Source organism: Geodermatophilus sp. SYSU D00742 (assembly GCF_054049935.1).
Genome location: NZ_JBJGYJ010000002.1, coordinates 12,431 through 33,713 on the forward strand (window position 1 = coordinate 12,431; position 21,283 = coordinate 33,713).

The 21,283-nt window shown below is 76.8% G+C and carries 21 protein-coding genes; 11 read left to right on the top strand and 10 right to left on the bottom strand.

The genetic code is table 11. The annotated features are described in order from the left end of the window. Positions 1-160: 160 nt before the first annotated feature. The 4 genes from egtD to egtA are packed head-to-tail and all read right to left on the bottom strand — an operon-like array spanning position 161 to position 4,407. Positions 161-1,129, bottom strand: a complete 969-nt coding sequence (egtD, locus tag ACI78V_RS01530; RefSeq protein WP_456848225.1) for an L-histidine N(alpha)-methyltransferase — start codon at positions 1,127-1,129, stop codon at positions 161-163. Positions 1,130-1,145: 16 nt separating this feature from the next. Further along, entirely contained in the window at positions 1,146-1,835 is a 690-nt protein-coding gene (gene egtC / locus ACI78V_RS01535) for an ergothioneine biosynthesis protein EgtC (protein ID WP_456848227.1), read from the bottom strand. Continuing rightward, positions 1,835-3,136: an ergothioneine biosynthesis protein EgtB gene (gene egtB / locus ACI78V_RS01540; RefSeq protein ID WP_456848229.1), complete on the bottom strand. Its 1,302-nt coding sequence runs from the start codon at positions 3,134-3,136 to the stop codon at positions 1,835-1,837. The genes egtC and egtB overlap by 1 nt, the downstream gene beginning before the upstream one ends. Beyond that, the gene (egtA, locus tag ACI78V_RS01545) at positions 3,133-4,407 is read right to left on the bottom strand and encodes an ergothioneine biosynthesis glutamate--cysteine ligase EgtA (RefSeq protein ID WP_456848231.1); all 1,275 of its coding nucleotides are present in this window, start codon (positions 4,405-4,407) and stop codon (positions 3,133-3,135) included. The genes egtB and egtA overlap by 4 nt, the downstream gene beginning before the upstream one ends. A gap of 158 nt (positions 4,408-4,565) precedes the next feature. Here egtA and ACI78V_RS01550 point away from each other — a divergent pair, with 158 nt between their 5' ends. From ACI78V_RS01550 to ACI78V_RS01560, 3 genes are read left to right on the top strand one after another with little or no spacing between them, the layout of a single operon-like run. Beyond that, the gene (locus ACI78V_RS01550; RefSeq protein WP_456848233.1) at positions 4,566-5,069 is read left to right on the top strand and encodes a DUF309 domain-containing protein; all 504 of its coding nucleotides are present in this window, start codon (positions 4,566-4,568) and stop codon (positions 5,067-5,069) included. Between the two features lie 33 nt (positions 5,070-5,102). Continuing rightward, positions 5,103-5,903: a class I SAM-dependent methyltransferase gene (locus ACI78V_RS01555; protein ID WP_456848235.1), complete on the top strand. Its 801-nt coding sequence runs from the start codon at positions 5,103-5,105 to the stop codon at positions 5,901-5,903. Positions 5,904-5,913: 10 nt separating this feature from the next. Continuing rightward, a complete protein-coding gene (locus tag ACI78V_RS01560) occupies positions 5,914-6,354 on the top strand; it encodes an SRPBCC domain-containing protein (RefSeq protein ID WP_456848237.1) in 441 nt (146 codons plus the stop codon). A 25-nt stretch (positions 6,355-6,379) separates the two neighbouring features. Here the strand turns inward: ACI78V_RS01560 and ACI78V_RS01565 are convergent, their stop codons facing one another. Together ACI78V_RS01565 and ACI78V_RS01570 are read right to left on the bottom strand one after the other, a co-directional pair. Then, the gene (locus ACI78V_RS01565; RefSeq protein ID WP_456848239.1) at positions 6,380-9,583 is read right to left on the bottom strand and encodes a BTAD domain-containing putative transcriptional regulator; all 3,204 of its coding nucleotides are present in this window, start codon (positions 9,581-9,583) and stop codon (positions 6,380-6,382) included. A 57-nt stretch (positions 9,584-9,640) separates the two neighbouring features. Continuing rightward, complete coding sequence (locus ACI78V_RS01570) at positions 9,641-10,528, bottom strand: CPBP family intramembrane glutamic endopeptidase (RefSeq protein WP_456848241.1); 888 nt, start codon at positions 10,526-10,528, stop codon at positions 9,641-9,643. A 26-nt stretch (positions 10,529-10,554) separates the two neighbouring features. Between ACI78V_RS01570 and ACI78V_RS01575 the strand changes: the two genes are divergently transcribed. The 4 genes from ACI78V_RS01575 (at position 10,555) to ACI78V_RS01590 (ending at position 14,239) form a co-directional block, all read left to right on the top strand. Beyond that, on the top strand, positions 10,555-11,019 hold the full coding sequence (locus tag ACI78V_RS01575) for a hypothetical protein (protein ID WP_456848243.1): 465 nt from the start codon (positions 10,555-10,557) through the stop codon (positions 11,017-11,019). 56 nt (positions 11,020-11,075) lie between these two features. After that, positions 11,076-12,575 (top strand): malic enzyme-like NAD(P)-binding protein, encoded by a 1,500-nt coding sequence (locus ACI78V_RS01580; protein ID WP_456848245.1) that lies wholly within the window; start codon positions 11,076-11,078, stop codon positions 12,573-12,575. Between the two features lie 97 nt (positions 12,576-12,672). Continuing rightward, the gene (locus tag ACI78V_RS01585; protein WP_456848247.1) at positions 12,673-13,545 is read left to right on the top strand and encodes an Fpg/Nei family DNA glycosylase; all 873 of its coding nucleotides are present in this window, start codon (positions 12,673-12,675) and stop codon (positions 13,543-13,545) included. Positions 13,546-13,597: 52 nt separating this feature from the next. Next, entirely contained in the window at positions 13,598-14,239 is a 642-nt protein-coding gene (locus ACI78V_RS01590) for an HAD family hydrolase (RefSeq protein WP_456848249.1), read from the top strand. 47 nt (positions 14,240-14,286) lie between these two features. Here the strand turns inward: ACI78V_RS01590 and ACI78V_RS01595 are convergent, their stop codons facing one another. Beyond that, positions 14,287-15,504, bottom strand: coding sequence for an MBL fold metallo-hydrolase (locus ACI78V_RS01595; RefSeq protein ID WP_456848251.1), 1,218 nt, complete (start codon positions 15,502-15,504; stop codon positions 14,287-14,289). A 161-nt stretch (positions 15,505-15,665) separates the two neighbouring features. Between ACI78V_RS01595 and ACI78V_RS01600 the strand changes: the two genes are divergently transcribed. Then, entirely contained in the window at positions 15,666-16,289 is a 624-nt protein-coding gene (locus ACI78V_RS01600) for a MarR family transcriptional regulator (protein WP_456848253.1), read from the top strand. A 16-nt stretch (positions 16,290-16,305) separates the two neighbouring features. On the opposite strand, the gene ACI78V_RS01605 is transcribed toward ACI78V_RS01600, so the two are convergent. Continuing rightward, complete coding sequence (locus ACI78V_RS01605; RefSeq protein WP_456848255.1) at positions 16,306-17,613, bottom strand: Rieske 2Fe-2S domain-containing protein; 1,308 nt, start codon at positions 17,611-17,613, stop codon at positions 16,306-16,308. 159 nt (positions 17,614-17,772) lie between these two features. Between ACI78V_RS01605 and ACI78V_RS01610 the strand changes: the two genes are divergently transcribed. After that, complete coding sequence (locus ACI78V_RS01610; RefSeq protein WP_456848256.1) at positions 17,773-18,168, top strand: DUF485 domain-containing protein; 396 nt, start codon at positions 17,773-17,775, stop codon at positions 18,166-18,168. Next, positions 18,161-19,804, top strand: coding sequence for a solute symporter family protein (locus ACI78V_RS01615; RefSeq protein ID WP_456848258.1), 1,644 nt, complete (start codon positions 18,161-18,163; stop codon positions 19,802-19,804). Before ACI78V_RS01610 ends, ACI78V_RS01615 begins: the two co-directional genes overlap by 8 nt. 121 nt (positions 19,805-19,925) lie before the next feature. Here ACI78V_RS01615 and ACI78V_RS01620 read toward each other — a convergent pair whose 3' ends face one another. Further along, on the bottom strand, positions 19,926-20,156 hold the full coding sequence (locus ACI78V_RS01620; RefSeq protein ID WP_456848260.1) for a hypothetical protein: 231 nt from the start codon (positions 20,154-20,156) through the stop codon (positions 19,926-19,928). Here ACI78V_RS01620 and ACI78V_RS01625 point away from each other — a divergent pair. Then, positions 20,151-20,297 (top strand): hypothetical protein, encoded by a 147-nt coding sequence (locus tag ACI78V_RS01625; RefSeq protein ID WP_456848262.1) that lies wholly within the window; start codon positions 20,151-20,153, stop codon positions 20,295-20,297. The genes ACI78V_RS01620 and ACI78V_RS01625 overlap by 6 nt on opposite strands. Here ACI78V_RS01625 and ACI78V_RS01630 read toward each other — a convergent pair. Next, positions 20,290-21,150 carry a manganese catalase family protein gene (locus ACI78V_RS01630; protein ID WP_456848264.1) on the bottom strand — a complete coding sequence of 287 codons (861 nt, stop codon included), beginning with the start codon at positions 21,148-21,150 and terminating at the stop codon, positions 20,290-20,292. The genes ACI78V_RS01625 and ACI78V_RS01630 overlap by 8 nt on opposite strands. Positions 21,151-21,283 lie beyond the last annotated feature (133 nt).

The window sequence follows — 21,283 nt, forward strand, 5'->3', positions numbered from 1 at the left end:
CGTGCGTCCGGCCCGACGTCCTGGACACCGCCGCCTGGACACCTCCGCGCGTGCTGGGTCCCCGAGTGCGGCTGCACCCGGAGCCGTACGACGCGAGGAGGCGGTGCCGGCCGCGCGGGGGGCGTCGCGGTCCCCGGGCGGCAGCGGGCGCGGACGGCGCTCAGGCAGGGACGGACAGGGAGAGGGCGAAGTCGCCGTCCGGGTCGGTCCACCAGTGCGTGAGCCGCAGCCCGGCGGCGGCCAGCTCGGCCGCCACGCCCTCGCGGCGGAACTTCGCCGACACCTCGGTCCGCAGCTCCTCACCCGCGGCGAAGCGGACGTCGAGGCCCAGGGCGGCCACCCGCACCACCTGGTCGGTCCGCGACCGCAGCCGCATCTCCATCCACTCGTGCGCGGGGTCCCACACGGCGACGTGCTCGAAGGCGGCCGGGTCGAACGACGCCCCGAGCTCCCGGTTCAGCACCGTGAGCACGTTGCGGTTGAACTCGGCGGTCACGCCCGCCGCGTCGTCGTACGCTCGGACCAGGCGGCCGCTGTCCTTGACCAGGTCGGTGCCGAGCAGGAAGGAGTCGCCGGGCCGCAGGGTGCCGGCGAGCTCGGCCAGGAACGCCGCCCGCGGCTCCGGTTCCAGGTTGCCGATCGTGGAGCCGAGGAAGGCGACCAGACGCCGTCCCGACCGTGGCAGCTCGGCGAGGTGCCGGGTGAAGTCGCCGACCACCGCGTCGACCTCGACCCCGGGGTACTCGTCGGTGACCGCCTCCGCGGCGGCCCGCAGCACCGAGGGGTCGACGTCGAAGGGCACGAACCGGCGCAGCGTGCCGGCCTCCCGCAGCGCGGTGAGCAGCAGGCGGGTCTTCTCCGACGTCCCGCTGCCGAGCTCGACGAGCACGTCGGCACCGGACGCCGCGGCCACCTCCCCGGCGCGGACGGTGAGGATGGCCCGCTCGGCGCGGGTCGGGTAGTACTCCGGCAGCCGGGTGATCCGGTCGAACAGCTCGCTGCCGCGCGTGTCGTAGAACCACCGCGGCGGCAGCGACTTCGGCGTCGCGGTCAGCCCGGCCAGCGCGTCGGCGCGCAGCGCAGCCGCGGCGTCCCCGGGGTCGAGGTGGCTGGTCAGCGAGTTCGGCACGGGGCTCCTCGGGACGTCAGTCGAGCGGGGTGAGGGTCAGGCCGTCGGGGGTCGCCTCGACCAGGTGGCGGTCGGGCACGTCGCGCCACGCGGGGTCGTCGTCCCAGGGCTCGCTGGCCAGCGCGGTGCCCTCGGCCGTGACCAGCGCGGAGAGGGTGTCGCCCCAGGTGCTGGCCAGCAGCCGGGAGCCGTCGGCGGCGAGCAGGTTCAGCCGCGCGCCCGGGTCGGCGGCCGCGACCTCGCGCACCGTCGTCCCCAGGTGCTCCAGACCGCGGGCGAACACGAGGGCGGCCAGCAGGGCGCTGTCCACCGTGGACTCGGCGTCCCGCACCGGCGGCAGCACCGCGCGGTCGACCCGGCCGTTGTGCGACAGCAGCCACCGGCCGTCGGTGAACGGGGCGACGGCGCTCTCCTCCACGGGCATGCCCACCGTCGCCGATCGGACGGCGGCCACCACGCACCCCGAGCTCACCACCGGGGCCACGGAGGCGAAGGAGGGGTCCGCCCACAGCGGGCGCGACGACCGCCAGCGCGCCGGCGCGGTCCGGCCGGGGGAGAAGAAGCCGACCCCCCAGCCGTCGGCGTTCACCGTGCCGTACCGCTGCCGCCGCGGCGCCCACGACTGCACCAGCAGGGACGACGGCGGGTCCAGCACCAGCGACGCGAGCGACCGCGGCCGGCCCAGCCAGGCGAGGTGGCGGCACATCAGGCGTCCCAGGCCAGTCGGACGCCGCTGAAGACCTGCCGGCGGATCGGGTGGTCCCAGTTGCGGAAGCTCGGCCGCAGGATCGACGCCGCCACCGCCCACGACCCGCCGCGCAGCACCCGGTGGTCCCCGCCGAAGAACGGCGCGGAGTAGTCGGCGTAGAGCATCGGCCGGAAACCGGGCCACGGATCGAACGACGACGACGTCCACTCCCAGACGTCGCCCATGAGCTGCTCGACCCCGTACGCGGAGGCCCCGGCCGGGTAGGCGCCCACGGGCGCCGGCCGCAGCGCCGTCCCACCCAGGTTGGCCAGCGCCCCGGTCGGCTCGGCGGCGCCCCACGGGAAGCGCCGGCGGCGCCCGGCGGCGGGGTCCCAGACCGCGGCCTTCTCCCACTCGACCTCGGTGGGCAGCCGGGCTCCGGCGGGGACGACGCCCGTGCCGCCGGCCCACCCCGCGTACGCCTCGGCCTCGAAGTAGGTGACGTGCTGGACCGGTTCGTCACCGGGGACCTCCTCCACCACGCCGAAGCGGGTGCGGGTGCCGTCGGCGCCCCAGTACTGCGGTCGCGCCAGCCCGGCCTCGACCCGGTGCGCCCAGCCGCGCGCCGACCACCACCGCCGGTCGGCGTACCCGCCGTCGGCGACGAAGGCGGCGTACTCGGCGTTGGTCACCGGCACCCGCCCGATCCGGAACGCGGGCACGTCCACCCGGTGTGCCGGGCGCTCGTTGTCGAGGGAGAACGGCTCGTCGTCGGCGTCCACGCCGAGGACGAACTCGCCACCGGGCACGAGGACCGACGTGCCCGCCACCCCCGGCCGGCCCGGCGGCAGGGGACCGCCCGCGGCGAGCAGCGGCGGGCCGGGGCGCAGCCCGAGTGCCTGCAGCATCGTCTCGTCGTGCTGCTGCTCGTGGCTGACCACCATCGCGACGGGGAAGGGATCGTGGTCGGCGCCGAACCCGTCGAGCCGGTCGAGCACCCGCCCACGCACCTCCGCGCAGAAGGCCCGCGCCTCCACCGGCGGCAGCAGCGGCAGCCGGGCGCGGACGGCCCGCGGCTGGCGGAACGCGTCGTAGAGGGCCTCCACGTCGGGCGGCAGCAGGCCCGGGCACGCGGCGTCGCCCCCGCGCAGCAGCCAGAGGTCCTCCTGCTGGCCGATGTGCGCGAGGTCCCAGACCAGCGGGCTGAGCAGCGGGGTGTGCTGGGCCAGCAGTTCGGGCTCGTCGTGGTCGGTGAGCCGCAGCGTGCGGTCGCGGGCGGCGGTCAGCTCACGGGCGAGGAGTTCCCGCAGGTCGCTCATGGGGCCTCCGGTGCGGACAGGGACGGGGCGGTCGCGGCCAGCAGGGCGGCGGCCGGACCGCCGGAGCCGGCGGCGGCGAGCAGGGCGTCGCCGGGGCTCAGGCCGCGGTCGACGAGGTCGGCGAGCGCCGCCACCTCGGACCGCAGCGGCGCGGGCACCGCGTCGCACGCCGCGGCCAGGCAGGCGCGCGCGGCCGCGTGCAGCGCGGGGTCGGCCAGGCCGGCGGAGGCCGCGCGGTCCCACGCCCCGGCCACGGGTGCGCTCGCCTCGGCGGCCCGGTCGGCCGCGGCGGGGGAGTCGACCAGCGTCGCGGTCACCGCCGCGAGCGCCGGCCACCAGGGTTCCGGGGCGGCGTCGAGGTAGCGGATCTCCAGGTAGCCACGCGGCCGGACCGGCGGGAACAGCGTGGTGAGGTGGTAGTCGAGGTCCGCGGCGGTGGGACGCCGGCCGCCCAGCGGCGCCTCGCCGCCCGCCCACGCCGCGAACGGCACGCGGGCCCGCACCGGAGCGGCGCCGCCGTCGACGGGGTCGCGGACCAGCATCACCGGGGCCGCCAGCGCGTACTCCGCCCACTCGCCCGCGGGGTCCGCGCCGCCCAGCAGCGGGCCGCACCGGGCCTGGTCGAGGTCGCCCCACACCTGCTGGCGGTGCGACGCCCAGCCGGTGACGCGTCCCGCGGCCAGGGGCGAGCAGGCCGAGACCGCGACCAGCACGGGGCCGAGCTGGTGCACCCGCGCCACCCGCTCGCTCCACCCGCCGGCCGGCCCGGCCTCCAGGTTCACCTGCAGGGACGCCGTCCCCGCCATCATCGCCGTCCCCGCCGCGGCGCAGCCCACGGCGGTGAAGTGCTCCTCCATCGCCGTGTAGCGGGCGGCCGGGTTCACCCGGCGCGGTGGTCGCAGCGGGTCGGCGCCCACCGGGGCCAGGGCCAGCCGCTCGGCACGCAGCACGGCGGCCAGCACGTCGCGGTCGGCACGCAGGGCGGTCACCGCCGCGGCGACGTCGGCCAGGGGCGGCCCCGACAGCTCCACCTGCCCGCCGGGCTCGACGGTGACCCGGCTCCCCCCGGGCAGCGGGGGCACGGCGTCGAGGACCCCGCGGACGCGGGACCACGGGACCCGCGAGGCCGGCGCGTCGAGGTCGACCAGGTGCGCCTCGAGCTCGAGCCCGACCCGGCCCACAGGGCCCGGGCGCAGCGCGGACCCGGCGACCTGCGCCCGCGCGGCCTCCACGTCGAGCACGGCCGTGCGCTCCTCGATGACCGGGGCCACGGGCCCCACCCCCTCCAGGTCCGGACCGGTCGACGTCGACCGCGGGTCGGTGCGGGGGCGGCCCGTCGCTCCCACTCGCGCGGCCGTCCTCTCCGCTCATCCTGCACCCGGCCACCGACAGGACGGCCGCCGGTGGCCGGGCGCGCCAGGATCGGGGGGTGGACACCGACCGGGACCGCGACCCCCAGGGCCGTGCCCGCAACGCCCGGCCGCGCGACGCCCTGGGCCGACCGCTGCCCTACGGCGCCGCCGGGGTGGAGCGGGCGCCGGAGGGGGTGCTGCGCACGCCGGGTGAGTCCCTCGCCGAGGCGCAACGGCTGCTCGACGCCGGTCGGCCCTTCCACGCCCACGAGGTGCTCGAGGACGCCTGGAAGTCCGCGCCGGAGGAGGAGCGCCGGCTGTGGCGCGGCCTGGCCCAGCTGGCGGTGGGGCTCACCCACGCCGCCCGCGGCAACGCGCAGGGGGCGGCCACGCTGCTCGAGCGCGGCGCCGGGAACGTCGAGGGCTCCGCCGCCGACCCACCGCACGGGATCGACGTCGCCGGCCTGGTCGCGTGGGCCCGGGCGCTGGCGGGCGACGCGGCCGCGGGCCGGCCGTTGCGCGCCGCGCCGCCGCGGCTGCGCAGCGGGGGTGAGGGGCCCGGCGCGGGGACCCGCCCCTAGCCCGCCCGTCGTGATGCGGGGCACACTGCGGGCATGGCCGCCACCACCTCGGAGCGCACCCGCGAGGTCTGGGGGGCCGGGGACTACCAGAAGGTCGGCGTCCGGCTGGTCCCGGCCAGCGAGCAGCTCGTCGCCGACCTGGGCGTCCGCCCGGGCGACCGGTTGCTGGACGTCGCCGGCGGCACCGGCAACACGGCCCTGGCCGCGGCCCGCCGCGACGCCGACGTGGTCTGCAGCGACATCGTCCCCGAGCTGCTCGACTACGCCGTCCGCCGCGCCGAGGTCGAGGGGCTGGCGTTCGCCACCGAGGCCGCCGACGCCTGCGACCTGCCCTTCCCGGACGCGTCGTTCGACGTCGTCGTCTCGACCTTCGGTGTCGTGTTCGCCGACGACGCCGCGCAGGCCGCGCGTGAGCTGCTGCGCGTGCTGCGGCCCGGCGGCCGGCTGGGGTTGACCGCCTGGCGGCCGGAGGCACCCGGTGGCCGGCTGATCGCGCTGGTGGCCCGGCACGACCCCGAGGGCGCCACCGGCGACCCGCTGGTCTGGGGGACGCCCGACGGCGTGGAGGCGCTCTTCGGTCGCGGGGAGCTGCGGCAGGTGCGGCACACCGAGCGGACCGTCGAGTTCACCGCCCCCTCGGTCGAGGCGCAGTGGCAGCGCTACCGGGACTGGTTCGGGCCCGTGCACGTGGCCTGGCGGCGCCTGGACGACGACGGCCGGGTCGCCCTCCAGCAGGAGTTCGGCGACATGTGGGGCAGCTTCACCCGCGGCGGCGGGCCGGGGATCGTCGTCCCCAACACCTACCTGCAGGTCACCGGCGTGCGCGCCGGGTGAGGGGGGATCGATGAGGAGCTTCGAGGCGGCGGCACGGATCGAGGCGCCCCCCGAGCAGGTGTGGGCGCTGCTGGTCGACGTCGGCGGCTGGCGGGACTGGGACTCCGGCGTCGACCGGGTGGAGGGCCGGGTCGCGCTGGGCGAGCGGCTGACGCTCTACGCCACGATGATCCGCACCCGCCCGTTCGTCGTCACCGTCACCGAGATCCGGCCCCGCGAGGTGATGCGCTGGCGGGCCGGTCTGCCCCTGGGCCTGGCGGTCATCGAGCGCACGTACCGGCTCGACGAGCAGGACGACGGCGGCACCGTGCTCACCGTGCGGGAGGACCACACCGGGCCGCTGGCCGTGGTGCTCGACCGCACCACGCCGGACCTCAACCCGTCGTTCCGCCAGTTCTGCGACGGGCTCAAGGCGCTGGCCGAGGGGCGGGTGTCGCGGCCGCCGACCTGAGCCGGCGACGCGGTCCGGTCGGCGGTCAGCAGTGGTCGTCGAGGAGTGCCCGTGCCCGGGCGGCGAACGGGGCGAAGCCGAACCCGTCGCAGATCGTCAGCGCCCGGTGCAGCTCGGCGGCGGCCCCCGGGAGCCCGAGGAGGGCCATCACACCGCCGCGGTAGAGCGCGACCGGCCCCAGCACCGTCGTCCCCGGCCACAGGGCCACGACCGTGTCGCCGTAGGAGCGCAGCGCCGGTAGCACGGTCGCCGCGCGCTCCGCGTCCGCGAGCTCCAGGTAGACGTCGCTGATCAGGATCGTCCGCACCGGCTCGCGGACGCCGTGCCCGGGGGAGGCCAGCATCCGGTCGGCCGCGGCCAGCGCCGCGTCCCGGCGGCCGGCCTGCGCGTGCGCCTGGGCGAGGACGCCGAGCCAGTCGGGGTCCACCGTCGCGGCCAGGTCGGTCACCTCCGGCACCACGGCGGGCAGTCGGTGCTCGTGCCAGGCGGCGATCCCCTCGATGGTCTGCCGCGACATGCGGGTGACGTCGGCGGCGGCGGGGGAGGCGGTGGGTGCGTCGGCGACCGCGGCGTCGGCGAGCTGCCGGGCACGGTCGGCCTCACCCCGTGCCAGGGCCAGCCCGGCCTGCCACCAGGCGTCCAGCTGCAGCAGGTCGCCGTCCCCGCGGCGGACGGCGAGGTCGGTGAACCGCGCGGAGACGGCGGCGGCCTCCTCGGCCTGCACGGTCTCCAGCAGCGCGCAGCGGAGCAGGTGCAGGGCGGTGGCCTCCGCCGCCGGGTCGCCGGTGCGCTGCCGCAGCATCGCCCGGGCCCACTCGACCCGCTGCGCCGCCCACGCCGGCGTCCAGTGCGCGACGAACCGGGCGACGGTCGCGCGCGCGCGGGCCGCGGGTGCGTCGCCGGCGGCGGCGAGGGCACGGTCGGCGAGTTCGGGACCACCCTCGGAGCCGACCGAGGCGCGTTGGACCGCCAGCGCGGCCAGCACGGCCGAGCGCAGTTCCGGGTCGAGGTCGTCGGCGCGCTCGGCGGCCTCCTCCAGCAGGCCCACGTCGGTGGCGGTGAGCGCGCCGGAGGTGGCCCAGTAGCCGCCCAGCCCACCGCCGGCCGACGTGACCGCGGCGCGGGCCAGCCGTCCCGCGTCGCCGCACCCCCGGGCCAGGCGGGCGGCGGCGGTGAGGGCGGCGCCGCTCTGCTCGATCAGGCCCAGCCGCCGCAGGGCCGCACCGCGCACCAGCTCCAGGTCGGCGGCGGTCGCGACGTCGTCCGGCGCGGTGTGGGTCAGCCCCCGGGCCGCCAGCGCCGCGGCCTCGTCGACGCCGGCGCGGTCCAGCGCCTCGGTCGCGGCGACCAGGCAGGCGTGCGCGGCGGCCGGGTCGGCGGCGCCGGCGGCGGCCTCGCTCCGGTGGACGGCGACCGCGGCGGCGGAGGTGGCCGCGGCCGGGCTGGCGGCCAGCGCGTCGGCCAGCCGCCGGTGCAGCTGCGCCCGCCGGCCCGGGCCGAGGTCGGCCAGCAGCACCTCGCGGACCAGGTCGTGGGCGATCCGCACCCGGCCCGGCGCCGGCTCGACCAGCAGCCCCGCCCGCAGCGCGGACGGCACCCCGTCGTCCGGGGCCCCGTCGAGCACGGCGTCCAGCAGCCCGACGGAGAGATCGCGGCCGGCGACGGCGGCCACGGCCAGCGCCGCGCGCGGGGCGTCGTCGAGGTCCTGCAGCCGCAGCCGGACGACGTCGCGCACACCGGCCGGCACGGCGCCGGGCTGCCCGGCCAGGGCGGCCAGCTCGGTCACGAAGAAGGGGTTGCCCCCGGAGCGTTCGGCCACGGCGGTGGCGGTCGCGGCGTCGGCGGGCCGCCCGCGCAGCCCGGTCACGAGCTCGGCCACCTCCGCCGCGGCCAGGCCGGACAGCCGCAGCCGGCGGGCCGCCGGCAGCCGCGCGGCCAGGCCGAGGACCCGGGTGAGCGCCGGGTCGCCGGTGGCCTCCTCGCGGCAGGTCAGCGCCACGAGCACCCGGCTGTCGTGCAGCTGGGAGAGGACGACCTCCAGCACGTGCAGCGAGTCGCCGTCGGCCCACTGCAGGTCGTCGAGGACGACGAGCAGCGGGACCCCGGTGGCCAGGGCGCGCAGCCGCCGCGCGGTGTCCAGGCCGAGGGCGAAGCGGGCGCCGGTGTCGGTGCCGACCGCCGCCTCCGGCAGCCCGCCGAGCACCTGCTGCCACGGCCAGTACGGCGGGGCGCCGCCGATCTCGGCGCAGCGGCCCCAGCGGACGGCGGCCCCGGTGCGCGCGGCGAAGGCCTCGACCAGTCGCGTCTTGCCGATCCCCGGCTCCCCGGTGACGACGACCGCGGTCCCGCGCCCGGCGGCGGCCGCCGCCCACGCCGTCTCCAGGGCGGCGAGCTCGGGAGCGCGGCCGACGAAGCCGTCCGGCACCGGGGCGTCCGCCTGGACCGGGGGCCGGGACGGCGCCGGTGGCGGCGTCGGCGCCAGGGTGGGCTCCTGCCGGAGCAGCGCCGCCTCGAGGTCCCGCAGCTCGCGGGAGGGGTCCAGGCCCAGCTCGTCGGCGATGCGCTCGCGCGTGCTCCGCAGCACGTCGAGCGCCTCGCCCTGCCGGCCGGCCCGGTAGAGGGCGCGGGCCAGGAGGGCGGCGGTGCGCTCGCGCAGCGGCTCGGCGGCGGCGGCCGCGGCGAGGTCGGGCACCAGCTCGGCGCCGCCGCCGAGCGCCAGGCGTGCCTCCGCGAGCCGCTCCACGGCTCCCCGGTGCAGCTCCTCCAGCCGGGCGACGACGGGGGCGACCTCCGGCACGTCCGCGACGTCGGCGAACGGGCGCTCCTGCCAGAGGGCCAGCGCGGCCGGCAGCAGCCCGGCGGCCGCGGCGTCGCCGCGGACCGTCGCCGCGGCCACCGCGTCGGCGAAGGCGTGGGCGTCCACCGCCGTCCGCGGGAGGTCGAGCGCGTACCCGCCGCCGCGGGTCACCAGGACCGTCGCCTCCCGGCCGGTGCGCCCGGGGTCGAGGAGGCGGCGCAGCCGGGCGACGTGGCCCTGCAGGGTGGTGGCCGCCGTCGCCGGCGGCCGGCCACGCCACAGCCGGTCGGCCAGGACGTCGGCCGGCACCGCCCGGCCCTCGGCCGCCGCCAGCAGCGCGAGGACCTCGGCGGGCCGGCGCCCGCCGAGGTCCAGCTCCTCCCCGTCCCGGGTCACCCGGGTCGCGCCGAGCACGCTCACCCGCAGGTCCACGGGTGCGGAGGGTAGGCGGTGGAGCGGTCCTCCGGCGTCCCCCGCGCGGGCGGCGGCTCAGCCCGGGACGGTGGACCCGTCCGACGCACGCGTCAGGGGGTACCGCCGCCACCAGACCGCTGCCCCGGCGACCAGGACCAGCCAGCCGAACAGGCCCGTCTCGGCCGAGAACCAGGCGGTGAGCTCGCGCTCGGCGGTCAGCGGCACCAGCACGTGGTACAGGGTCGCGTTGGCGACGGCGTGCGCGAGCACCCCGGGCCAGATCCCCCACCGCAGCTGCATGCCGGCCAGCGCGGCGCCCAGCGCGGTGCTCCCGATGGTCGTGCACAGCAGGGCGAAGGCCACCGGCAGGCCGGCGGGGGCCCCGCCGAGGAACAGCACCAGCGGCCAGTGGAACAGCGCCCAGGCCACACCGCTGACCAGCACCACCGTGCGCGGGCCGGCCACCTGGGCCAGCCGCGTCACCAGCAGCCCGCGCCAGCCGACGTCCTCGGCGAGTGCCAGCAGCACGTAGGGCCCGACGAGGACCGTCAGGCCCAGCACGGGCATCACGCCGAGGCCTCCCGAGTCGACGCCGCCCAGGCCGGTGACCCACAGCAGCACGCCGCCGGCCAGGGTCGTGAGCAGGGCCCACAGCCAGGCACGTCCCAGGACACGCAGCGGGACGCGGCGGAAGCCCCAGCCGGGCCGCCGCAGGCTGCCGGTCACCGCCAGCCGGGCGACGACGGCGGCGAGGAGGGGGATCAGGGCCTGGCTGTACAGGACGGCCTGCACCATCGGCGGCGCCTGGTCCACGTGGGCGGCGTCGGCACCCTGCGACGCCGCGACGGTGGTGGTGCCCGCGAGGAGGGCGGCGGTCGTCCCGAGGAAGACGCCGATCTCCTTCCGCGGTGACGGGCTCCGCGTCGGCGCCGCCGGCGCGGACAACTGCGGGGTGGTGGTCATCTCGGTTCCAGCTCCAAGGCAGGGGGATGTCGGTCGCCGAGGAGCCTCGGGAGCGGCGCTGGTCCCGGGCTGGTGGGGCGCTGGTCGCCGTCCACCAGCGCCCCACCAGCGGGGTGGGCGAGCGTGCCGGCATGCAGCTGCCCGACGTCCCCGGCGCCGTCGTCGTGTCGGTGCCCGCGGGGCGTGTCCTGCGCCGGTGCCGCGCGCGGCGCGCGGACCTGGTGCTCGTCGTCCTCGCCGGTCGTCCCGTCCTCTCCCTGGGGGACGACGTCCCCCGCGTGCTGGCCCGCGGTGGGACGGCGGTCTGCCCCCGGGGTACGGCCTGGTCGCTGCGGGCGGGCGAGCGGCCGGCGCGGGTGGTCGTGGTCGCCTTCCCCGCCGGACCGGAGCGGGCGGTGGCCGACCTCGCGCACCGGCCGGCCCTCGACGACGCGGCCCGGGTGGCGCTGGCCGCCGACGGCGGTCTCGAACTCGTGCTCGAACCCACGTGACCGTTGTGACCGCAAGGGGGTCCGGCGGCGGGCGGAGTGGGACCATGGAGCCCGCCATGAGCACCGACACCGCAGCCACGCCCAGCACCGACGACACCTCCCTCGGCGAGCCGGCGACGCCGCCCCGCGGGCCGGTGACCTCGGCCTCGTACTCGATCACCGTGCGGCTCACCGCCGACGGCGACCCGGCGTCGATCGGCCGGATCGCCACGGCGGTCGGCTCGGCCGGCGGCGCGGTCACCGCGATCGACGTCGTCGACTCCCGCTCCGACGGGCTCACCGTCGACGTCACGTGCTCGGCCGCCGACGCCGCGCACTCCGAGGAGATGGTCGACGCCCTGCGCGCCGTCCCCGGGGTGAAGGTCCGCAAGGTCAGCGACCGGACGTTCCTGCTGCACCTGGGCGGCAAGCTCGAGGTGGCGTCCAAGGTGCCGCTGAAGACCCGCGACGACCTGTCGATGGCCTACACCCCCGGTGTCGCCCGGGTCTGCCTGGCGCTCGCGGAGAACCCCGACGACGTCCGCCGGCTGACGATCAAGGGCAACACCGTCGCGGTGGTCACCGACGGGTCCGCCGTCCTCGGTCTGGGCGACATCGGCCCGGGTGCCGCGATGCCGGTCATGGAGGGCAAGGCGGTCCTGTTCAAGCGGTTCGCCGACATCGACGCCTGGCCGATCTGCCTGGACACCCAGGACGTCGACGAGATCGTGCGCACCGTGGAACTGCTCGCCCCCGGCTTCGGCGGCATCAACCTCGAGGACATCGCCGCCCCGCGCTGCTTCGAGATCGAGGCCCGGCTGCGGGAGAAGCTCGACATCCCGGTGTTCCACGACGACCAGCACGGGACGGCGATCGTCGCGCTGGCCGCGCTGCGCAACGCCCTGCGCGTCGTCGACAAGCGGCTCGAGGACGTGCGGATCGTCGTCGCCGGTGGCGGTGCGGCCGGGACGGCGATCGTGCACCTCATGCTCAAGGCCGGCGCCCGCCACGTGCTGGTGTGGGACCGCGAGGGCATCCTGTCCCCCGACGACGAGCGGCTCTCCTCCGCGAAGCGCGACCTGGCGCAGCGCACCAACCCCGCCTGCGTGCGCGGGGAGCTGCCCGACGCGCTCGAGGGCGCCGACGTCTTCATCGGCGTGAGCGCGGGCAACGTGCTCGACGTCGACGACCTCGCCCGGATGGCGGACCGGGCCGTCGTCTTCCCGATGGCCAACCCGACCCCCGAGGTCGACCCGGTGCGGGCCCGGCAGCACGCGGCCATCGTCGCGTCCGGCCGCTCGGACCTGCCCAACCAGATCAACAACGTGCTGGCGTTCCCCGGTGTCTTCCGCGGCCTGCTCGACGCGCGCGCCCGGGAGATCAGCGACGGCATGCTGCTCGCGGCGGCCGAGGCGATCGCGGCCGTGGTCAAGGACGACCAGCTCAACGCCAACTACATCATCCCCAGCGTGTTCGACCCCGAGGTCACCCACGCGGTGGCCGCCGCGGTCGCCGACCAGGCGCGGCACGAGCCCGGTGCCACCGTCGCGCTCACCGAGGACGCCGGCGTCTCCTGAGCTGCGCGCACGTCCGCGGACGGGCCCCCGGGCCCATCCGCGGAACTGCACCCGATCGGGGACGGCGCGCGTCGCGGATCCGGTGGATCATGACCCGGTGCCCGAGTTGCCCGAGGTGGAGGCGCTGGTCGCGTTCCTCCGCGAGAACGCCGTCGGCCGGGTGGTGACGCGGATCGACCTCGCCGCCGTCCAGGCGATCAAGACCTTCGACCCGCCGCTGTCCGCGCTCGGCGGGCTGGAGCTGACCGGCGTCGCCCGGCACGGGAAGTTCCTCGACCTGGACGTCTCCGGCCTGCACCTGGTCGTCCACCTGGCCCGGGCCGGCTGGCTGCACTGGCGCACCGGGCTGCCCACCGCGCCGCCGAAGCCGGGCAAGGGCCCGCTGGCGGTCCGGGTCCACCTGGACCCCCTCGACTCCGACCCGCCCGCCCCCGGCTTCGACCTCACCGAGGCCGGCACGCGCAAGGGGTTGGCCGTCCACGTCGTCCGGAGCCCGGCCGAGGTTCCCGGCATCGCCCGCCTCGGCCCGGACGCGCTGGCCGTCGACCCGGAGACGTTCGCGGCACTGATGCACAGCCGCTCAGGCCAGCTCAAGGGCGCGCTCACCGACCAGACGCTGATCGCCGGCATCGGCAACGCCTACTCCGACGAGATCCTGCACGCCGCCCGCCTGTCGCCGTTCAAGATGGCCGACAAGCTCGGCGACGACGAGGTCCTCCGCCTGTACGAGGCGGTGCGCGGAACGCTCACCGACGCGCTGGCACGCCAGGTCGGCCAGCAGGCGGCGACGATGAAGGGCGAGAAGCGGTCGGGGCTGCAGGTGCACGCGCGCACCGGCTTGCCCTGCCCGGTCTGCGGCGACACCGTGCGCGAGGTCAGCTTCGCCGACACCTCGCTGCAGTACTGCCCGACGTGCCAGACCGGCGGCAAGCCCCTGGCCGACCGGCGGCTGTCCAAGCTGCTGCGCTGATCCCGGCGCGCGTCGTGCCCCACGCCCGGCTGAGCGGGGCAGGATCCGCGCCGTGGCACTGCTCACCGTCGACCTGTTCAGCGCGCTCATCGACTCCCGCACCGGCGGGTCCGCCGCGCTGACCCGCCTCACCGGAGGGGACGGCCGGCGGCTCTACGACGCCTGGGACGCCGCCAACAAGGCCTCCCAGCGCGACGAGTCCGACTGGATCCCGTTCGCCGAGCACAGCCGTCGCGCGCTGGCGGCCACCTACGCCCGGCTCGGCGTCGACCGGGACGCCACCGCCGACAGCGCCGCGCTGCTGGCGTCCGTCGGCGACTGGCCCCTGTGGCCCGACGTCCCCGAGGGGCTGGCCGCGCTGGCCGGCCGGCACCGGGTCGGCGTCCTGTCCAACGTGGACGACGCCGTCTTCGCCCGCACCCGCGTCGCGCCGCTGGTCGACGACGACGCCGTCCTGACCTCCGAGCGGTTGCGCGCCTACAAGCCCGACGCCCGGATCTACCGGCGGGCGCTGGCGCGGGCCGGCGGGCAGCTCACGCACGTGGCGACGTCCGCCCGCGACGTGCGCGGGGCCCTGGCGGCCGGCATCGAGGTCGTCCGGCTGCGCCGCCCGGGCCACACGCTCGACCCCGACGGGGGGACCCCGCGACGCGAGGCGGCCGGCCTCGCCGAGGTGGGTCGGCTGCTGGGCTGAGCACGGCCCCGTGCAGGGCCGCCCCGAGCTCCCGGGAGGTGGAGAGGTCAGTCGGCCTGCCGGCGGGCCACCAGCCAGGACGCCGCCCGCGCCAGCACCGAGCTGCCCACGCCGGCGTCACCCTCCTCACCCGGCTCGTCGGCGAGCGAGCCCACGGGCGTCCACCAGTCGCGCAGCGGCGGCGGCGCGAGCACGTCGACCCGCTCGCCCGGCCGCGGCACCGCCACCTCGACCCCCGTGCGCCGGGCGGCCGCGCACAGCCGCTGCACCGGCTCCGCCCAGCGGTGGAAGGCCAGGTTGAACGTCGCCCAGTGGACCGGCACGAGCAGCCCGCCGCCGAGGTCGCCGTGGGCGCGGACGGCCTCCTCCGGCGTCATGTGGATGTACTGCCAGGCGTCGTTGTAGGCGCCGATCGGCAGCAGGGTGAGGTCGAAGGGTCCCAGTCGCGCGCCGATGCCGGCGAAGGCCGGGGTGTAGCCGGTGTCGCCGCCGAAGAACACCCGGTGCCGCGGCCCGGCGATCACCCAGGAGGCCCACAGCGTGGTGTCCCGGGTGAGGAACCGGCCGGAGAAGTGCCGCGCCTCGGTGCAGGTCAGCGTCAGCCCGGCGACCTCGGCCGAACCGTCCCAGTCGAGCTCGACGATCCGCTCCTCCGGCACGCCCCAGCCGCGCAGGTGCGCACCGATGCCCAGGGGCACGACGAAGGGCGCCGTCTGCGTGCGCAGCAGCTCGCGGACCGTCGGCAGGTCGAGGTGGTCGTAGTGGTCGTGCGAGACCAGGACCGCGTCCACCGGCGGCAGCTCGGCGAGCGGTCCCGGCGCGGGGTGCAGCCGGGTCGGTCCCAGCAGCGGGGACGGCGAGACGCGCTCGCCCCACACCGGGTCGACCAGCACCCGTCGGCCGTCGACCTCCACGAGCGCGCTGGAGTGGCCGAACCAGGTGACCGCCAGGGCCCCGGCCTCGGCGGGGAACTCGGGGCCGGCCAACGGCACCGGCCGGGCCGGCAGGCCGGTGTGCCGCTCCTCGTGCATCTGCCGCAGCAGCCCCCGCCGGGCGTTGGCCGGCGGCAGCTGCGGGGTGGACAGGCGGTTGTGGAAGCGGCCGTCGGTGAACTGGGGGGAGCCCGCGGCGTAGGAGCGCACCTCGCGGCGGCTGGCGCCGAGGGCGGTGGGCAGCCCCCACGCGGCCCGGGCGACCCAGACGGCGGGGCCGACGAGGGTGGCGACGACGGCGAAGGCGGTGCGGCGGGCGGCGGGGGACGGCACGACCGCCAGCATCCCAGGCCGCCGCGCCCCGGGGTGGCGGTCAGGGGTCGACGTCGCCGGCCGGGTCGGGGGAGCCGAACGGCGGCGCCGGGGTCCGGTCCTCGGCGGCGAGCCGGATGCCGACCGTTGCCGTCCTGCAACGGGATCGTCATGGTGTGGTCGTGCGAGACGACGACGAGGTCCTGCTGACCCTCGCCCGCGCGGTCGTGGGCGTCTCCACCCGCGCCGCGGGCCGGCTCGGCGGCGTCCCGGTCGCCCAGTTGCGGGCGCTCACCGTGCTCGCCGGCCTCGACGGCGGGAAGCTGGCCGCGCTCGCCGACGTGCTGGGGACCGGCGTGTCCGCGGCCAGCCGGCTGGTCGACCGGCTGGTGGTCGCGGGCCTGGCGGACCGGCAGCCGGCGCCGCACACCCGCCGCGAGGTCGTCCTGCGCCCCACCGGAGCGGGGCGGGCGCTGCTCGACCGCTACGACGACCTGCGGCTGACCGAGCTGCGCGTGGCGCTCGACGGGCTCCCCGCCGATCGTCGCGCCGCCGTCCTGGACGCGCTGTCGGAGTACGGGAGGGCGCTGGGCGGCACGCGGCCGGGGCCGGCCGGTCCGGCAGCGCCGGCCGGCCCCGGGGCGGCGTCGTCCGCCGCCGACCCCGCGCCGCGCCGGCCGGTCGAGCCGGAGGGCGGCGACCCGCCCTGCTGGCTGCAGCGGGTGTGCCCGGCCTGCGGGCGGATGGCCGACGAGGACCCGCCCACGCACTGTCCCGCGTGCGGGGAGCTGCTCCCCGCGGAGTGAGCCCCAGGGCAGCCGATCAGGCCACGCCACGGAGCCGGGGCACCGTGTCGGCGAAGTCGCACAGCGCCTGCCGGAGGGCCACGCCGAGCCGGTCGGACCGCACGTGCAGCTCCTCGCGCAGGTCCAGTGGCAGGCCGCGGTCGGGCAGCAGGGCCTGGACCGCGAGGTCCTCGGCGAGCACCTGCCGCTGGATGGCCACCTCGCGGGCGACGTCGTCGGGCCAGGGCAGGCGCGCGCCCGGGCCCGCGGACAGCAGCATCCGCGTGTAGACGCGGGTCGAGTCGGCGTCCTCCGGCTGGAGCAGGCAGAGGACCGTGGTGACCGCGCCGGTCTCCGGGGAGTCCAGCCGCAGCCGCAGCTGGAACGGTGCCCGGTAGGTGTAGGTGGCCCCTCGCCGGACCGGCGGGCCGTCGATGCCGTCCGGGTGGTGCGGGGTCTCGTACGGCCGTTCCAGCGCGGCCCGGAACCCGCCGCGCTCCGGGGTCACCTCGAACGGCGGGACCTCCGCCTCCTCCGGCCGGCCACCGATCCGGCTGTGCACGAACGGGGCGTGCGCGACGTCGAGGAAGGTGTCGGCCAGCGGGCCGGCCGGACCGGGGGAGCGCACCGGCGGCAGCCAGGTGCTCACGAAGCGCCGGTCGCCGTCCTCGGGCACGTCCAGGGGCACGTCCCGCGGCTCGGCCGGCGCCAACCAGACCACGCCCAGCCGCTCCCGCACCGCGAACGCCGGGGGATCGGCCTGCAGACCCTCCTCGGTGCGGCGGAGCAGCCAGGTGCGGCCCAGCAGCCGGACCTGCAGCCAGCCGCCCGCGCGCAGCTCGCCGGACAGGGCCACGGGGTGCCACGCGTGCTCCAGCGCGGGCGCCAGGTTGCCGAACGCCGGCCCCCGGGGCTCCGGTGGCGGCGGTGCCGGCTCGGCGAGGGTGTCGGCCGTCGGCCGCGGCGGCGTGGGCACGGCGGTCCGCTCGGGCGCCAGCCAGATCCAGCCGTGTCGCTCGTCGACCGCCCAGGGCATCGCCAGGTCGGCACGCGGGGGCGGGGTGCCGTCGCCGCCGAGCGAGGGGATCGACGTGCAGCGGCCCTCGCCGTCGAACCGCCACCCGTGGTACGGGCACTGGAGGCGACCCCCGGTCACCGTCGCCGCCGCCAGCGGCACCAGGCGGTGCGGGCAGCGGGCGGGGAAGGCGCTCACCTCCCCGCCGGGTCGCAGGCGGACCACCACGTACGCCCGCCCACCGGCGCCCACCGGCACCGGCGTCGTCCCGACCTCGACGGCGCGCGCCACCGGGAACCAGCCCGTCGACGTCCCTCCGGATGCAGCCATGACCCATTGCAGCGTCGCCGCGTTCCCGCACGGTCACCGGCAGGCAACGGTCGTGCGACACGGATCGGTGTCGACGACAAGACGGGGCCGGTGGGCGCCTCCTACAGTGATCCCGATCACGATTTCGCTGGTCGCCGGTCCGACAGGGGAGGACGCCCCGTGACACCACCCGACGAACGCAGGTTGCTGACACCGGAGGAGTACCGCCAGGCCCAGGACTCACCCGAGTTCACCGAGCTCAAGCGGCGGTTCCGGCGGTTCGCCTTCCCCATGACCGTCGCCTTCCTCGCCTGGTACCTGCTCTACGTGCTCCTGTCGACCTACGCGCCGGACCTCATGTCGACCCGGGTGTTCGGCAACGTCAACCTCGGCATCCTGCTCGGCCTGGCGCAGTTCCTGACGACGTTCGTCATCACGCACCTGTACGTGGCGCACGCGAACAAGCAGACCGACCCCATCGCCGACGAGATGCGCAACCGCCTGGAGCACCACGAGTACGCCCACGGCCGGCCCGGCCCGGACAGCTCGGTCAGCGGGGGTGCGTCCCGTGGATGACCTCCTCGCCGCCGACTCGGCGACCATCGGCGAACCCGCCGTCAACATCTCGATCTTCGCCGCGTTCGTCGCCGTCACCCTGGTCATCACGTTCCGGGCCAGCCGCACCAACAAGAGCGCCGCGGACTACTACGCGGCCGGGCGCAACATCAGCGGCACCCAGAACGGGCTGGCCATCGCGGGCGACTACCTGTCGGCGGCGTCCTTCCTCGGCATCGCCGGCGCCATCGCCGTCTTCGGCTACGACGGCTTCCTGTACTCGATCGGCTTCCTCGTCGCCTGGCTGGTGGCGCTGCTGCTGGTCGCCGAGCTGATGCGCAACACCGCGCGCTTCACGATGGCCGACGTGCTGGCCTTCCGGATGCGGCAGGGCCCGGTCCGGACGGCGGCGGCGATCTCCACCCTCGCGGTGTCGCTGTTCTACCTGCTGGCGCAGATGTCGGGCGCCGGTGGGCTGGTGACCCTGCTGCTCGGGGTCACCGGCGAGGCGGCCCAGGCGCTGGTCGTCATCCTGGTCGGCGCGCTGATGATCATCTACGTGCTCGTCGGCGGCATGCGCGGCACGACCTACGTGCAGATCATCAAGGCCTCCCTGCTCATCGCCGGCGCGCTGGTCATGACGGTGTGGGTGCTGGCGAAGTTCGGCTTCAACCTGTCCTCGCTGCTCGGCGGGTCGGTCGACAACGCCGTGGCCGGCCGTGACGTCCTGGCGCCCGGCGCGCAGTACGGCGCGACCAACACCTCGAAGCTGGACTTCGTCTCCCTGGGCCTGGCGCTCGTGCTCGGGACGGCGGGCCTGCCGCACGTCCTCATGCGCTTCTACACCGTGCCGACGGCGAAGGACGCCCGGCGCTCGGTGGTGTGGGCGATCTGGCTGATCGGCATCTTCTACCTGTTCAGCCTGGTCATCGGCTACGGCGCCGGTGCGCTGGTGGGCCCGGAGACCATCCTCGGCGCCCCCGGTGCGGTCAACTCGGCCGCGCCGCTGCTGGCCTTCGAGCTCGGCGGCACGATCCTGCTGGGCGTCATCGCCGGCGTCGCCTTCGCCACGATCCTCGCGGTCGTCGCGGGCCTGACGATCACCGCGTCGGCGTCGTTCGCGCACGACGTGTACGCCTCGGTGATCAAGAAGGGCAAGGTGCCGCCCAACGGCGAGGTGCGGATCGCCCGCATCACCGCCGTCGTCATCGGCGCGATCTCCATCGGGCTGGGCATCCTGGCCCTGCAGGCCGGGCTGAACATCGCCTTCCTGGTGGCGCTGGCCTTCGCCGTCGCGGCGTCGGCGAACCTGCCGACCATCCTCTACACGCTGTTCTGGAAGCGTTTCACCACCCAGGGCGCGTTGTGGTCGATGTACGGCGGCCTGATCGCGTGCATCACGCTGATCATCTTCTCGCCGGTGGTGTCGGGCGCGCCGATCGTCGAGGCGACGGGCAAGAGCACCTCGCTGATCCAGGGCGTCGACTTCTCCTGGTTCCCGCTCAACAACCCGGGCCTGGTGTCCATCCCGCTGTCGTTCTTCCTCGGCTGGCTGGGCACGATCCTCTCCAAGGAGAAGCCCGACGAGGCCAAGTGGGCCGAGCTCGAGGTGCGGGCGTTCACCGGGATCGGTGCGGAGAAGGCCGTCCAGCACTAGAAGGACCCCGTCCTCCCCGCCCTTCGCACGCTCAGGGCGGGACCCGGGACGGGGCCGGTCCGCACGGCCGAGGCGCGCGTCCCCACACGGGGACGCGCGCCTCGCGCGTCGTGGGCGGCCCTCAGGCGGCGGCCCGGGCGGGAGCTGTGTCGGGCGCCAGGACGGCGTCGACGGCGGGCGCCGCGGGGGCGGGGGTGACCCCCGCGCGGCGGTGGCGGACGGCCCAGCGGGTGACCAGGCCGGCGAGGACGACGAGACCCGCGAGGGCGTGCTCGCCGGGCGCGGTGACCGCCACGGCGACGGCCGCGGCGTAGACCACCGTCAGCAGGACGGCGGGGAGGTGCAGGTGCACGGTGCTTCCTCCGGGGGTGGAGGCGTCCCGCCGGCCGGCGGCCGGGTCACCGAGGACCCGGTCACCGGCGCGGCGACGGCGCAGGACGGGGGTGGTCAGCTGCTCTGCTGCCCGGGTGAGCTGGTGGGCCGGCTCACTTGAGCATGTCCTTGGCCTTCTGCAGCATCGACTGCCCCGGCTGCTGCGGCGTCGGGAACAGCCGCGGGTCACCCGGGGGCAGGATCGGGGCGTCCGCGGTCGCCTCGATCGGCCGGGCGGAGAACTGACCGCGGCCGTCGACCGACGGACCCGACGCCCAGCGGCCCGACGCCGCCTCGGGGCCGTCGGAGGCGTCGATGAAGGTGTAGCCGAGGTCGCCGACCTCCTCCTCCAGCGGGAACGCCTCGGGCACCGGGATGCCCTCGATGCCGTCGTCCTTGAGCTCCTCGCACGCGGCCAGCCACTGCTGCTGGTGGTAGTGGTCGCGGGTGATGAGGAACCGCAGCATGTCCTTCACGCCGGGGTCGTCGGTCATGTTGTAGAGCCGGGCCACCTGGAGCCGGCCCTGCATCTCGGCGGTCGCGTTGTACATGAAGTCGGCCATGAGGTTGCCGCTGGCGGTGACGTACGCGCCGGTCCAGGGGTTGCCCATGCTGTCCATGTACGAGGCGCCGGCGCCGTTGACGATCGGGTGCTGCGGGTTGTGCTGGCCGTACCCGGCGGCGGCCTCCTTGGTGCGGTCGGCGGCGTCCGGCTTGAGCGGGATGTGGTCGAGCAGCCGGTCGATCATGGTCACGATCATCTCGACGTGGGCCAGCTCCTCGGTGCCGATCGAGAGGAGCAGGTCCTTGTACTTGCCGGGCAGCCGGCAGTTCCAGCCCTGCAGCAGGTACTGCGTGGCGACGGTCATCTCGCCCCACTGGCCACCGAGGATCTCCTGCATCTTCCGCGCGAAGTCCGGGTCGGGGCCGTCGGGCTTGGCCTCGTACTGCAGGGCGTGGGTGTGCGTGAACATGTCCGTGTTCTCCCTGGCGTCGTCGCGAGCACCGCCGATGCGGTGACACCACGGATCTGCCCGCGCCCGGTGGCCCGCCCGTGCCGAGCGGTGGCCCGCCGGTGCCAATCCGGCCCCCTCTGCAGGGACCCGC

Coding starts and splice junctions, on each gene's coding strand:
- egtC (WP_456848227.1), bottom strand. CDS start 1,835: ATGTGCCGCCACCTCGCCTGGCTGGGCCGGCCGCGGTCGCTCGCGTCG.
- egtB (WP_456848229.1), bottom strand. CDS start 3,136: ATGAGCGACCTGCGGGAACTCCTCGCCCGTGAGCTGACCGCCGCCCGC.
- ACI78V_RS01555 (WP_456848235.1), top strand. CDS start 5,103: ATGGCCGCCACCACCTCGGAGCGCACCCGCGAGGTCTGGGGGGCCGGG.
- ACI78V_RS01560 (WP_456848237.1), top strand. CDS start 5,914: ATGAGGAGCTTCGAGGCGGCGGCACGGATCGAGGCGCCCCCCGAGCAG.
- ACI78V_RS01570 (WP_456848241.1), bottom strand. CDS start 10,528: ATGACCACCACCCCGCAGTTGTCCGCGCCGGCGGCGCCGACGCGGAGC.
- ACI78V_RS01575 (WP_456848243.1), top strand. CDS start 10,555: ATGTCGGTCGCCGAGGAGCCTCGGGAGCGGCGCTGGTCCCGGGCTGGT.
- ACI78V_RS01580 (WP_456848245.1), top strand. CDS start 11,076: ATGAGCACCGACACCGCAGCCACGCCCAGCACCGACGACACCTCCCTC.
- ACI78V_RS01605 (WP_456848255.1), bottom strand. CDS start 17,613: ATGGCTGCATCCGGAGGGACGTCGACGGGCTGGTTCCCGGTGGCGCGC.
- ACI78V_RS01630 (WP_456848264.1), bottom strand. CDS start 21,150: ATGTTCACGCACACCCACGCCCTGCAGTACGAGGCCAAGCCCGACGGC.